Source organism: Sutterella sp. (genome assembly GCF_052272535.1).
Taxonomy (GTDB): domain Bacteria; phylum Pseudomonadota; class Gammaproteobacteria; order Burkholderiales; family Burkholderiaceae_F; genus Sutterella.
Genome location: NZ_DAVZJY010000043.1, coordinates 1 through 13,194 on the forward strand (window position 1 = coordinate 1; position 13,194 = coordinate 13,194).

10 protein-coding genes are annotated in these 13,194 nt (G+C 67.6%); 7 read left to right on the forward strand and 3 right to left on the reverse strand.

What is annotated here, in order from left to right:
- Positions 1–213, reverse strand: a 213-nt coding sequence (locus tag ACT6Y9_RS03820; protein ID WP_443743554.1) for a hypothetical protein, incomplete at its 3' end; no start/stop codon positions are given.
- Between the two features lie 318 nt (positions 214–531).
- On the reverse strand, positions 532–1,518 hold the full coding sequence (locus tag ACT6Y9_RS03825; RefSeq protein WP_443743555.1) for a LysR substrate-binding domain-containing protein: 987 nt from the start codon (positions 1,516–1,518) through the stop codon (positions 532–534).
- A 294-nt stretch (positions 1,519–1,812) separates the two neighbouring features.
- On the opposite strand from ACT6Y9_RS03825, the gene ACT6Y9_RS03830 reads away from it, so the two are divergent.
- From ACT6Y9_RS03830 to ACT6Y9_RS03840, 3 genes are all read left to right on the forward strand, one after another.
- A complete protein-coding gene (locus ACT6Y9_RS03830; RefSeq protein ID WP_443743556.1) occupies positions 1,813–3,261 on the forward strand; it encodes a lyase family protein in 1,449 nt (482 codons plus the stop codon).
- Positions 3,262–3,308: 47 nt separating this feature from the next.
- Complete coding sequence (gene dcuC / locus ACT6Y9_RS03835; protein ID WP_443743557.1) at positions 3,309–4,679, forward strand: C4-dicarboxylate transporter DcuC; 1,371 nt, start codon at positions 3,309–3,311, stop codon at positions 4,677–4,679.
- 248 nt (positions 4,680–4,927) lie between these two features.
- Complete coding sequence (locus ACT6Y9_RS03840) at positions 4,928–5,215, forward strand: oxidative damage protection protein (RefSeq protein ID WP_295480256.1); 288 nt, start codon at positions 4,928–4,930, stop codon at positions 5,213–5,215.
- A 126-nt stretch (positions 5,216–5,341) separates the two neighbouring features.
- Here ACT6Y9_RS03840 and rpiA read toward each other — a convergent pair whose 3' ends face one another.
- Positions 5,342–6,040 carry a ribose-5-phosphate isomerase RpiA gene (gene rpiA, locus ACT6Y9_RS03845; RefSeq protein ID WP_443743558.1) on the reverse strand — a complete coding sequence of 233 codons (699 nt, stop codon included), beginning with the start codon at positions 6,038–6,040 and terminating at the stop codon, positions 5,342–5,344.
- Between the two features lie 217 nt (positions 6,041–6,257).
- Here rpiA and ACT6Y9_RS03850 point away from each other — a divergent pair, with 217 nt between their 5' ends.
- The 4 genes from ACT6Y9_RS03850 (at position 6,258) to ACT6Y9_RS03865 (ending at position 13,058) form a co-directional block, all read left to right on the forward strand.
- A complete protein-coding gene (locus ACT6Y9_RS03850) occupies positions 6,258–8,642 on the forward strand; it encodes a PAS domain-containing sensor histidine kinase (protein WP_443743559.1) in 2,385 nt (794 codons plus the stop codon).
- A 195-nt stretch (positions 8,643–8,837) separates the two neighbouring features.
- On the forward strand, positions 8,838–9,680 hold the full coding sequence (locus ACT6Y9_RS03855) for a response regulator transcription factor (protein WP_295480262.1): 843 nt from the start codon (positions 8,838–8,840) through the stop codon (positions 9,678–9,680).
- A 348-nt stretch (positions 9,681–10,028) separates the two neighbouring features.
- Positions 10,029–10,907 carry a bifunctional methylenetetrahydrofolate dehydrogenase/methenyltetrahydrofolate cyclohydrolase FolD gene (gene folD, locus ACT6Y9_RS03860; protein WP_295480264.1) on the forward strand — a complete coding sequence of 293 codons (879 nt, stop codon included), beginning with the start codon at positions 10,029–10,031 and terminating at the stop codon, positions 10,905–10,907.
- Between the two features lie 60 nt (positions 10,908–10,967).
- Entirely contained in the window at positions 10,968–13,058 is a 2,091-nt protein-coding gene (locus ACT6Y9_RS03865) for a M3 family metallopeptidase (RefSeq protein ID WP_443743560.1), read from the forward strand.
- Positions 13,059–13,194 lie beyond the last annotated feature (136 nt).

Below are 13,194 nucleotides of genomic sequence, written 5' to 3' on the forward strand. Positions count from 1 at the left end.
CTTTGCGGGTTCGGGCGCAGCCGCCGTCTTCGCGGGCGGCGTCTGAAGGGCCTTCGCCGCCCCACCCGCGCGCTTCGCGCGGCGTTCGGCGAGGCGCTTCTTCTCTTCGGCCTCGCGGGCCTCGGCCTCCTTGCGGCGCGTCTCGACGAGCGCCTGATCCACATCCGCCCGGACCTTCTGGAAGGCCGCAAAAAGCGCGCGATTGTCGGTCATGTTCTTGGTCGTTCCTTCTGGAATCTGTTCCATGCGGGCCGGGAAGGGGCTCAGCGGGAGGCGGAGCCGCCCGGTCCGTTCGCTCCCCAACGGGAGGCGCAAAGCGGCGGCCCGCCGCAGCGCTCGGGACGAGCAGGACGCGGCGGGACGCGGAACCGGCCGGGAGAAAGAGACGGGACGCGTCCGCGCCCGGATGCCCGGCCGTGAGGGAGTTGGGAGTTTCACGCCCGCCGGCACCGCGGTGGGGCGAACGGGCGGGCCTGATGCTACAGGATGCGCCGGGCGTGGTGCAATGACCGCTCCCTCATCGGAGGTGCTTCACGTGCGGAAGACCTCCTGCCGGTCGGGATGATCCGCGTCGGGCGGGAGACCGACGATCGGGGAGACCGCGGTCTCGAAGGAGGCGAAGAGCGCCTGCATCGCCCGCGCATGCCACTCGAGAAAGATCCGCACGCGCTTCATGTGCCAGGCGTCGCGGTTGGTGGCGATGAAGCACTCCACGGGCGGGCGGAACCACCCTGGGAGCACCGGCACGAGCCGCCCCTCGATCAGGTCGTTCGTGATCTGCACGAGCGGCATGTCAACCGCCATGCCCTGGCCGGAGAGCAGCGCCGCGCGGATGGCGAGGATGTCCGTGGAGCGCACCGCCTCGCCGAACGCCACGGGCTCGACCCGCCCGCCGCGGTGGAGGGTCTTGGTTTCGGGCCGCACGGGGCCGTTGTAGATGAAGCCTCTGTGGCCGCGCAGGTTTTCGGGCGAGACGGGCATGCCGCGGCGGCGCACGTACTCGGGCGAGGCGACGGGAAGGTAGACGTTGCGCCCTCGGCTCATGTAGACGAGCCCGGGCATCGTGGGCTCGCCCGTGAGCGTCGCCACCTCGCAGAGGCCCTTCTTGAGGTCGGCCTCCCGCAGACCCGAGAGGATCTCAATCCGGATCCCGGGGTGCTCGGCCTCAAAGCGCGCGAGGAGCGCCGTGAGATGCGTCGAGGCGAAGCCCGGAGCGGAGGAGAGCCGTATCGAACCCTCGAGCGAGCGCGTCTCGTCCATGAGAGTCGTCATGAGCGAGTCGTGCGCACGCAGAATCGTCTCCATGCGCCGCAGAGCGAGGCGTCCCGCGTCGGTGAGCCTCAGCGGACGCGCGTTGTGGCCGACGAGTTCGCAGCCGAGCGACTTCTCCAGCCCTGCAATGGCCCTCGAGATGCTCGAAGGCGCCGTTTCGAGCGCCTCGGCCGCCGCAGTGAGCGTGCCCGTTCTGGCAAAGCAGATGAACTGCCGCCAGGCATGCAGATCGTCCGTCTGCGCCATCGTCCTGCACCTCCGTCAGACGGGCGGCCTCAACCGCCGCATCCTCAATTTTCGTCTGGCACGTTCTTAGGGGAAACCCTTGACCGGGCGTCTCCTTTTGCGCCGCTTCATACCTCTGATTTTCCTACGCTTCCTGCGCCTTGGGAAGATCTTCATTTTGCGCCGAACGCAAAGAAGCTTTGCGAATTACGGCATTGCGGCGGCCGGGCGCCGGCACGAAACTCTACTTCATCCACCCTCCCCCTCCCGCACGGTCAGGCTGCGGGAAACCTTTTCACATTCAAAGAGGCGCACATGATTGAGCCCGAAGCAGCAACCCTCCTTCATGACGAGTTCTTCTGGATCTCGACCATCAACAAGGCGACCGTGGTGGTCGAATCGAAGAGCGGCCTCATCCCTGAGGCGCTCGCCCGTCTCGCCGCCCGCGGCATCGCCCGGGTCGAGGCGGACATGGCGCAGCCCGGCGCGAAGCGTCCGAGCTCCTACATCGCCTACGAGCCGCTCCTCATCGCCGCCACCTCGCCCGAGGTGACGGCGATCCACGCGGGCCGCTCGAGCCAGGACATCCTCTCGAGCGCCCGCATCGCCATCCAGCGCGAACGCGCGCTCGCCTTCGCCGCCGCCTTCGACGCGGTGATCGGCAGGTTCCTCGACCTCGCGGACGCGCACCGCAACACGATCGTCCCCAACTACACGAACGGCGTCGCCGCGCAGCCCAACAGCTGGGCGCACGAACTTCTCGGCATCACGGCGGGGCTGCTGCGCGACCGCGAGCGGTTGGCGCAGTACCTCGAGCGCTTCGACATGTGCTCGATGGGAGCGACGGTTCTGAACGGCACGGGCTGGCCCCTCAACCGCGACGGCATGGCGAAGGCCCTCGGTTTCGCGCGCCCCGTGCGCAGCGCCTTCGACGCGACCTGCATCGCCCCCGTCGACGTCTCGCTCGAATTCGCCTCGATCGTCGGGTCGGCCGCAATCCATGCGGGAAGCTTCCTGAACGAAGTGATGGTGCAGTACGCCGAGCCGCGTCCCTGGATTCTTCTCTCCGAAGGGGGCGACAACACGTACGTGTCGTCCGCGATGCCGCAGAAGCGCAACCCGGGCCTCCTGAACAACTGCCGCGCGGACTGCTCGGACGTCGTCGCCGAAATGAACGCCGTCTTCCTGCGCGTGCACAACGTGGTGCCGGGCATGACCGACGGCAAGAGCACGGTGAAGAACGGCCGGATGTCCGCCGCCGCCACTTCGATGATGGAGCGGTTCCTCAAGGTCCTCAACGCCCTGCGCATCAATCCCGAGCGGGCGCTCGAGGAACTCAACAGCGACTGGACCGCCTCGCAGGAGATCGCCGACCGCCTGATGCGCGAGCACGGCCTTCCCTTCCGCATCGGGCACCACATGGCGAGCCGCATGGTCTCCTGGGCCCGGGCCAATAACGTCCTCCCGCTCAACTTCCCCTACGCCGAGATGCAGCGCATCTACCGCGAGGAGATCACGGAGGAGTTCCCGGAAGCCTCGCCCGAACTTCCGATGAGCGAGGCGGAGTTCCACGAAGCCCTGGATCCCCGCCGAATCGTCGAAGGCCGCCGCACGGCGGGGAGCGCCGCACCCACGGAGGTCTCGGCGATGCTCGCCGAGGACCGCGCCGCATTGAAGCGCTTTGAAGACGCCGCCGACGCGCTGAGGGCGAGGGAGGCCGCCGCGCTCCTCGAGCTCAACCGGTGCTTTGGCGCCTTCCTCTGATTCCTCCCGCCTTCCCTATCTCATCTCTTCATGGAGAGCTTTTCAAAATGGCCTCTCTTCTTCCCTGGATTGCGGTGCTCGTCGCCGCGGCTGCCGGCTGGGCGCTTCTGAAGCGCTACTCGACCCACCTCACGCTCTTCTTTGCGGGCCTCGTGATCCTCGTGTGCGTCGCGCTCATGGGCGACGCCTCGTTTCTCCCGAAGGGCGTGAAGCCCTCGGGCTTCTGGCTCTTCGACATCTTCGCGACCTTGAAGAGCATCGCGACGAAGCAGAGCTCCGGAATCGGATTCCTGATCATGACCGCGGGCGGCTTCGCCGCCTACATGGACCGCATCGGCGCGGCGCGCGCTCTGGTGGACATTGCCGTGAAGCCGCTCGCGAAGCTACGCGCGCCGTACCTCGTCCTCGCCGCGGGCTACATCGTGGGTCAGATCCTCGTGATGGTGATTCCGTCGGCCGCGGGCCTCGCGATGCTGCTCCTCGTGGCGCTCTTCCCGATCCTCAAGGCCGTGGGGACGTCGGCGGCCGCGGCCGCCGCCGTGATCGGCACGTCGGCCGGCATGACCTTCGCGCCCACCGCCGGCACGGCGAACCTCGCCGCCAAGGTCGCGAACCTCGACCCGATCATCTACCTCGTGCAGTACCAGCTCCCGCTTGCCGTTCCGACGCTTTTCGTCTGCTGCGCCGCGCACTACTTCGTGCAGCGCTGGTACGACGCGAAGAGGGACGACGTCTATTCGGACGCCGCTGAGGTGAAGGCCGCGGACGCTCCCGCCGCGCCGAAGTGGTACGCCGTCTTCCCGGTCCTTCCGATCGCGCTCCTCATCATCTTCTCGAAGCTCGTCGTCTCGAGCGTGAAGCTCGACACCGTCGCCGCGCTCTTTATGGTCTGGGCCCTCGTGGTCGTGATTGAGATCATCCGCGTGCGCGACGTGAAGAAGATCTTCAAGGACGCGATGGCGATGTTCCAGGCAATGGGGAAGATGTTCGCCGGCATCGTGGCGCTCATCATCTGCGCTGAATTCTTCGCGACGGGCCTGCAGACCTCAGGCCTCATCGACCTTCTGATCGGGTCCGCGCAGGGCGTCGGCGCCGGCATGGGCGTGATGACGGTGATCCTCACGGCGATCGTCTCGGCGGTCACCTTCCTCACGGGTTCGGGCGTCGGCGCCTACTCGTCCTTCGCCTCCCTCGCGCCGGACGTCGCGACGGGCCTCGGCGGCACGGTCGAGGCGCTCGTGACGCCGATGCAGTTTGCTTCGGGCATGTTCCGCGCGATGAGTCCGGTGGCGGGCGTGATCATCGCGGTGGCGGGCGCCGCGGGCGTCTCCCCGATGGCGATCGTGCGCCGCACCTGGATCCCGATGGTGCTCGGCATGGCGACCACGCTCGTCGTCAACCAGATCCTCTTCGGTTGACAGAGAAACCCGGCCGCCGCTCAGACGCAGGTGAGCGGCGGCCGGGCATCGTGTACACTCGGGCGGCGTCGCCGCGCAGGAGAACGAAACCGCCCGACAGGGGCGGTCCACTTCAGGCCTCGAGAGGCTGTAGAAGCCTTCCCGGAGAGGCCGCCGGTTCGACGAGAAGGAACACATTTCCCACTTTCCCGAAGAAGCCGCTCGAAGCGCCCCCCGGGAATCGGGAGCCCTATAAAGGAGTTGGAGACATGGCCCGCATGGTCAACTGCGTGAAGCTCAAGAAGGAAGCCGAAGGACTTGACTATCCGCCCTTCCCGGGCGAACTCGGCAAGCGCATCTGGCAGAACGTCAGCAAGGAGGCCTGGGCCGAGTGGACCCGCCTGCAGACGATGATGGTGAACGAGTACCAGCTCAACCTCGCGGACCTCTCCGCGAGAAAGCACCTGATGAGCCAGTGCGAGCGCTACTTCTTCGGCGACGGGAAGTCGGTGGATCTGCCGAACTACACGCCGCACGCCGACGAAAAGAAGAAGTGATGCACCTCTACACGGGCGGCTCCGCCGCCCGTGCGCAGACGCCGAAGGCCCGGAACTCCGACAGAAGGAGTCGTCCGGGCCTTCGTGTTTTTGCGAGCCGGAGGCCCGCAGAGGGGCCTCACCCGCTTATTCAGGGCGGAAGGTCTTCACGCCTTCGGCGGTGCCGAGGAGCAGCACGTCGGCGCCGCGGTGGGCGAAGAGCCCGACGGTGACGACGCCCGGCCACGAATTGATCTCGCTCTCGAGCGCCTTCGGGTCGGAAATCGAAAGCCCCGCGGCGTCGAGGATGCGGCAGCCGTTGTCGGTGATGAAGTCGCGCAGCTTCACCTCGGCGCCCAGGGCCTCAAGGCGGCGGCGCACCGCGCCCGCGGCCATCGGAATCACCTCGACGGGGAGCGGGAAGCGCCCGAGCACGTCCACCTTCTTCGAGGCGTCGGCGATGCAGACGAACTTCTTCGCGACCGAGGCGACGATCTTCTCGCGCGTGAGCGCGCCGCCGCCGCCCTTGACCATCGCAAAGCCCGGGTCGATCTCGTCGGCGCCGTCGATGTAGACGCCGATCGACTCGACGGCGTTCATGTCGAGCACCTTGAAGCCGAGCGCCTCGAGGCGCTTCGTCGAACGCTCCGAGCTCGAGACGCACGCCGGGATGCGGTCGCGGATTTCGGGGAGCTGGTCGATGAGCTGATCGACCGTAGAGCCCGTGCCCACGCCGAGCACTTCGCCCGGAACGACGTAGTCGAGGGCGGCGCGGGCGACGAGGCGCTTGAGCTCGGTCTGCGTGAGCGGCTGAGCAACGACTTCGGAATAGGTGGAGATCGCCATGAACGGAATTCCTTCGGAGGGAGGGAGCGTGAAGACTCGGAGAGGGATGAGGCGCCGCGACCGCGCGCCGGAGGAGAGGCGAAGTCCGCCTCCCGCCCGGGGTGGGCGGCCGTCGCCCGGGAAAAATGGAATGCGGCCCTATTTTAAGGTTGCGGCGGCGCCCGCCGCGCTTTTCTAAAATGGCGGAATTCCGGTCTTCGCCTCCCGCATCTCCGTCATGTCCTCCGATCTTCCTGATCCCCTGATTGCGGACGCCTTCCGCAACCTCAACGCGTCCGTGCAGCTGCCCGCCCTCACCGAGCGCGGTCTCTGGGCCTCGTGGGCGGCACTGCTTCTCGTCGCCGCCTTTCTGATCGGCATCTCCTGGCTCGTGATCAGCACGGACCGCGAGGCCGAGTCGGTGCGCCTCAAGCAGTCCACCGACCTCGTCGTGCAGTCGCTCGAGGCGCGGGTCACGGGCACGGCCGAGATTCTGCAGAAGCTCTCGATGCGGCTCATGCACTCCCCGAACGGCGGCTACTCCGCCGCCTCGGCCGAATTGTCCGCGTCCACGCTGATGGTCGACCGCAAGGAGGTGATCGAGATCGCGCTCGTCGACAAGAAGGGCGAGGTGCTCCACAGCTGGCGGTCGGCGACCACGCAGGAGGCTCCGGTCTTCAACACCCCCCGGAACGTGCAGGACGCGCCGACGCTGCGCACGCTCGACTTCGTGATGAAGAACGACCGCTCGGGCGCGACGCCGATCTACGCGGCCGCCGACACCGCGCACGTCTTCATGAACCTCATCGTGCCTACGCCCATGCGCACGCACGTGCTCCTCGCGCGCATCGACCTCTCGGACCTGCTGCGGCTCGCCGAATCGCGCCTCTCCGTCACGCACTATCAGTTCCAGTTTCTGCTGAACGACCGCGCGGTCGATGAAACCCACGCCGCGATGAAGAGTTCAGTGGCGAACTCGTCCTTCGCCGCGCCGATCCGCTACGAATCCCCCATCAGCTTCCTGCAGCATTCGGGCGAGCGGATGAGCCTGCGGGCGACGAGCTACGAGCACGCGCTCTTCGCGACGAACCGCATGCAGTACTTCGCGGTCGCGGGCCTCGCCGTGATGCTTCTCCTCGCCGTCGGCATCGTCTTCTACTACCAGCGCCAGCAGCACCGCTCGCACCAGCTCCTCGCGACGGAATATTCGCTGCGCCGCGCGATGTCCGAGTCCGCCGTCGTGGGCCTGCGCGTCGCGGACCTGCAGGGGCGGATCCTCTACGTGAACGAAACCTTCCCGCGGATCGTCGGCTACCCCGCCTCGGAGCTCCTCGGGCGGCGGCCCCCTTATCCCTATTGGCTCGAAAACCTCTTGCCGCAAATGCAGGACGCACTCGCGCGGGCGAAGTCCTCGGCCGAGACGCTGCGCTTCGAGGCGCGGCGCGAGAACGGCGAGACCTTCTGGGCGGAGCTGCGCGTCTCGCCCATCGTGGACGAGTCGGGCGCGGCCTTCGGCTCGATCGGCGCGCTCTTCGACGTCACGCCTCTCGTGCTTGCGCGCAAGCGCGTCGAGGACGCGAACGAGCGCTTCACGCGCGTGGTCGAGTCCATGGCGAGCGCCATCGCGGTGCTCTCGCTCCCCGACCGCTCGACCCTCTTCTTCGCAAACCGCGCCTACCGGACGCTCTTCAGCGACCAGGCCGAAGGCGGAGCGCGTCTGCTCGCGCAGCTCGAGAAGACCCCGCCCGCCGTGCGCGGCGACGGGATCTTCGACGAGGTGACGGGAAGGTGGTTCGACGTCCGCTCGCAGCGGATCGTCTGGACCAAGTCCGAACCCGCGGAGATGATCATCGCGACCGACATCACCGAGCGGCGCGCGATGGAGCTCGCCCGCGAAGCGCAGCTGCGGCGCGCCGAAGCGACGCACCGCCTCGTGACGATGGGCGAGATGGCGAGCTCGCTCGCCCACGAGCTCAATCAGCCCCTCGCCGCGATCGCGAACTACGCCAACGCCGCGGCGACGATGCTGGCGGCCGGCACCCTCTCGCGCGAGCGCGAGGCGCAGAGCTTCCAGAGAATTGAAAACCAGGCGCAGCGCGCCGGGCGCATCATCCAGCGCATCCGCGGGTTCGCAAAGAAGACGGACGCGAAGTTGGAGCCCGTCGCCGTGCAGACGGTCGTGCAGGAGACGCTCGAACTCGCGGAGATTCAGGCCCGCAAGTTCGAGAGCGCGATCGAGCTCCACGTCCCCGAGACGCTCCCCCTGATGAAGTGCGACGGCGTGATGCTGGAGCAGCTTCTCCTCAACCTCCTCAAGAACGCCATGGAGGCGTGCGTCGAGGCGGGAGTGCCGGCCCAAAAGCGCACGATCGAGCTCTGGGCGGACCAGATCGAGACGGACGAGCAGGCGCGCATCCGCTTCCGCGTGGTGGACCACGGCCCGGGGATTCCCGAGGAGGTCCGCTCCAAGCTCTTCGACGCCTTCTACACGACGAAGAACGAGGGCATGGGGATGGGCCTCAACATCTGCCGCTCGATTGCGGAACTGCACGGCGGCGAGCTCGTCGTTTCCGAGACGCCGGGCGGGGGCTCCACCTTCTCCTTCACCGTGCCGGCGCTCTGAGCGTGTGGGGAGCAGGGCGGGGGAGGAGCGGGCCGCGGCCGCCCGGGCACCTGCGCAAAACACTGACTGCGGAGCGCGCACTTCTGATCCAGGACGAACCATCACTGAGTATTTGCCCCAACCTCCTGAAAAACACCGGGTTAGCCATTAAGTGTTGTTGCTAGAATGAATTTTCCCGAAAGGAGAACCTCAGACATGCTTTCCAGCTACGACTTCACCAACGAGCACACCGCTGAGAACAAGAACGGCCTCGTCTACGTGATCGACGACGACGCGGACGTGCGCGAGTCGATCAAGTGGCTTCTTGAATCGACGAACTACCGCGTCGAAGACTACGAGAGCGGTGAAACATTCATCGCGCAGTTCAACGAGAACGTTCCGTCGGTCATCCTCTGCGACCTGCGCATGCCCGGCATGTCCGGCTCGGACGTTCAGGACCACCTGCTGCGCCGCCGCATCGACGCTCCGTTCATCTTCATCACCGGCCACGGCGACGTGCCGCAGGCCGTGCAGGCCTTCAAGAAGGGCGCGATGGACTTCATCCAGAAGCCCTTCCAGCAGCCGCAGCTCCAGAAGTTGGTCGAGCGCGCGATGCGCACCGCCAAGGAGCTCTACGCCCGCCGTCAGGCGCTCTCGCAGAACCGCGCCCTGATTGAAAAGCTCACGCCGCGCGAGCAGCAGGTCCTCGAGCGCATCGTCAACGGCCGCCTCAACAAGCAGATCGCCGACGACCTCGGCATCTCGATCAAAACCGTTGAAGCGCACCGCGCCTCGATCATGGACAAGACGGGGTCTGGCACGGTCGCCGACCTGATGCGCGTCGTCGTGAAGTCCGAGCTCTACCCGAAGATCTCCTCGACCCTCGCCGAAGCGGTCGCCGCGCTCCCGAGCCGGCTCGCCGAAACGGGGCTCCCGCACACCGAGGAGAACGCCGAGCACCAGCGCCGCCTCGACTCGGCGCTCCGCGACAGCGACGCCGAACGTGAACGGCGCCTCGCCGAATCGTCCGTGACGGGCATCAACAGCTCGCTGCGCTGACCGTCCGCGCCTCCCGCACCTGCGGCGCCACATCCGGTCCGGACCGCCGATTTGCGCCCCGATGGGTGCCGGGCGGGCCGGCGAAATCCGGCGGCCCGCCGGCCGCAAAAAGCGCTCACCTTCCGGGACCACCGGGAGGCGGGCGCTTTTTTTGCGTCCATCCTCCCTCCGAATTCCCTCCAAATGAACGCGGCGCCTCGGCAGGACTACCGAGGAGAAACGGGCGGGTCCTGAGCCATAATGACCGGACGCCGCTCCCATGGGGTGAGGCGGGCGGCCCGCGCCGCCCCCATCCCGGACGGCCCCCTCGAACCCCCATCGAATTCTCAGAGACCGGAGGCACTGGAAGTGACTGCTCAACTCATCGACGGCAAGGCGCTTGCGCGCGAGATTGAAACCCGCGCCCGGGCGCGCAGCGAGGAGCTCGCCGCCCTCCCTCAGGGCCGCCGTCCCGGCCTCGCCGTGATCCTCGTGGGCGAAGACCCCGCGAGCTGCGTCTACGTGCGCAACAAGACCCGCGCCTGCGAGCGCGCGGGCGTCTCCTCGCATGAGTTCAAGCTCCCCGCGGACACGCCGCAGGAGGAGCTCGTCGGCCTGATCCGGCGCCTCAACGCCGCCGCGGGCATCGACGGCATCCTCGTGCAGCTCCCGCTCCCCGACCACATCCGCGCGAGCGCGGTGATCGAGTCGATCGACCCGACGAAGGACGTGGACGGCTTCCACATGCTCTCCGCGGGCGCGCTCCTCGTGGGCCGCCGCGACGAAGGCTTCCGCCCCTGCACGCCCGCGGGCGTGATGAAGATGCTCGAGCACATCGGCGTCAACCCCGCCGGCCTCGAGGCGGTCGTGGTCGGGCGCTCCAACATCGTCGGCAAGCCCCAGGCGCTCATGCTCCTCGAGGGCCACGCGACGGTGACGGTCGCGCACAGCCGCACCTCCAACCTCGCCGAAATCACCCGGCGCGCCGACATTCTCGTCGCCGCCGCGGGCCGCGCGAAGATGATCACCGGCGACATGGTCAAGCCCGGCGCCGTCGTGATCGACGTCGGCATGAATCGCGACGAAGACGGGCGCCTCTGCGGCGACGTGGACGAGAAGAGCGTGAAGGAGGTGGCCGGCTGGCTCTCGCCCGTTCCGGGCGGCGTCGGCCCGATGACGATCGCCATGCTCATCTCCAACACCGTCCTCGCCGCGGAACGCCACCTCGGCCTCGGTGATACGCTCTGACGCCCTCCGCGACGCCTCCCTCCCGAGACCTCCGCCTCATTCCTTCACTGGACCCACTCCATGACTCAAGCCGCCCTTGAAGCGCATTCCGAAAACCCGCTCCTCACGATCACCGACGCCGGCCTGATCGACTACGCCGCCGTGCGGCCCGAGCACGTCGTGCCCGCCGTCAAGGCGCTCGCCGCCCGACTCGAGCGCGTGCTCGCCGAAGTCTCCGCCCCCGGCACGCCCGCCGACTGGGCGCACGTGGTCGAGCCCCTCGAAGAGGCCTCGCTCGCCTTCTCGCGCGCCTGGGGCGCGGTCGGGCACCTGCAGAGCGTGGTGGATACGCCGGCGCTGCGCGACGCCTTCAACGAGGCGCTTCCCATTGCGACCGACCTCTATCTGCGCATTTCGCAGAGCGAGGCGCTCTACGAGAAGTACCGCCTGATGAAGGCCTCGCCCGAATTTGAAGCGCTCTGCCACGTGCGCCGCCGCATCATCGAGCACGAGCTGCGCGACTTCGAACTCTCGGGCGCCGCGCTCCCGGAGGCCGAGCGCGCCCGCGTGAAGGCGATCGGCGAGGAGCTCTCGGAGCTCTCGCAGAAGTTCAGCGAGAACCTCCTTGACGCAACGAACGCCTTCGAGCTCGTGGTGGACGATGTTTCGCGCCTCGCGGGCGTGCCCGCCGAGACGGTGGCGCTCTACCGCGCGAGCGCCGAAGCCGCGAAGAAGAAGGGGTGGCGCCTCACGCTCCAGTACCCCTCGTACCTTCCGGCGATGAAGTACTGCGCCGACCGGGGCGTGCGCGAGACGCTCTACCGCGCCTTCTCGACGCGCGCGTCGGAGTTTGACGGCGGCCGCTGGGACAACACCCCGCTCATCCGCCGCATTCTTGAACTGCGCGCCGAGGAGGCGCACCTCCTCGGCTTCAAAAACTACGGCGAGCTCTCGCTCGCGACCAAGATGGCCGAGAGCCCCGCGGAGGTGCTCGCCTTCCTGCGCGACCTCGCCCGACGCTCCAAGCCCCGCGCCGAATCCGACGCCAAGGAGGTGGATGACTACGCCCGCGACGTGCTCGGCATCGCCGACGTTGAGCCCTGGGACCGCGCCTATGCGGCCGAGAAGCTCCGCGAGGCGCGCTACAGCTACTCCGACGCCGAAGTGAAGCGCTACTTCACGCAGGCCGCGGTCTTCTCGGGGCTCTTCGCGATGGTCGGGAAGCTCTTTGACGTGACGTTTGAGGAGAAGCCCGCCTCCGTGTGGCACCCCGACGTGAAGTATTTCGAGGTGAAGCGCGGCGGGCGCGTGATCGCCGCCTTCTACGCCGACCTCTATGCGCGCGAAGGCAAGCGCTCGGGCGCCTGGATGGACGGCGAGCGCACGCGCCGCCGTCTCCCCTCGGGCGAGCTCGTCACGCCCGTGGCGTACCTCGTCACCAACTTCGCCGCGCCCACGGGCGGCGCGGAGGCGACGATGACGCACGACGAGGTGACGACGCTCTTCCACGAATTCGGCCACACGCTCCACCACATCCTCACCGCGCAGGAGGTGCCGCAGGTCTCCGGCATCAACGGCGTCGAATGGGACGCCGTGGAGCTGCCGAGCCAGTTCCTCGAGAACTTCGCCTGGGAGCGCGAGGTGGTGCGCGCGATCTCCAAGCACGCCGAGACGGGCGAACATCTCCCCGACGCGCTCTTTGAGAAGATGCTCGCCGCGAAGAACTTCGAGGCGGGCGCCTTCTGCGTGCGCCAGGTCGAGTTCGCGCTCTTCGACATGCTGCTCCATTCGGAGTTCAACCCCGAAAAGGACTCCGTCGAGGGGCTCCTCGACGCGGTGCGCCGCGAGGTGGCTGTGGTCTTCCCGCCGAAGTGGAACCGCTTCACGCAGAGCTTCTCGCACATCTTCGCGGGCGGCTACGCCGCGGGGTACTACAGCTACAAGTGGGCCGAGGTGCTCTCCGCGGACTGCTTCAGCGCGTTTGAGGAGACGGGCGTCCTCAACCCCGAAACGGGCCGGCGCTTCCTCAAGGAGATCCTTGAGCGCGGGTCCTCGCGCGACGCGATCGTGAACTTCACGGCCTTCCGCGGCCGCGCGCCGAAGCTCGACGCGCTGCTGCGGCTCTCGGGCATCACGGACGAACCGGCGCCCGCCGCGCCTTCGGCCGCCTGAGCCCGGGAGAAGCGGGCGGCCCGCTCGGGCCGCCCGCGCTTGGCGAAAAGCCCTGAAGCAGCCCTGAAGCAGGGCCTTAAGCCCCAAACTCCGGGATGACAGATCCCGAAAAGGCTTGACTACAGTCAAACTAGTT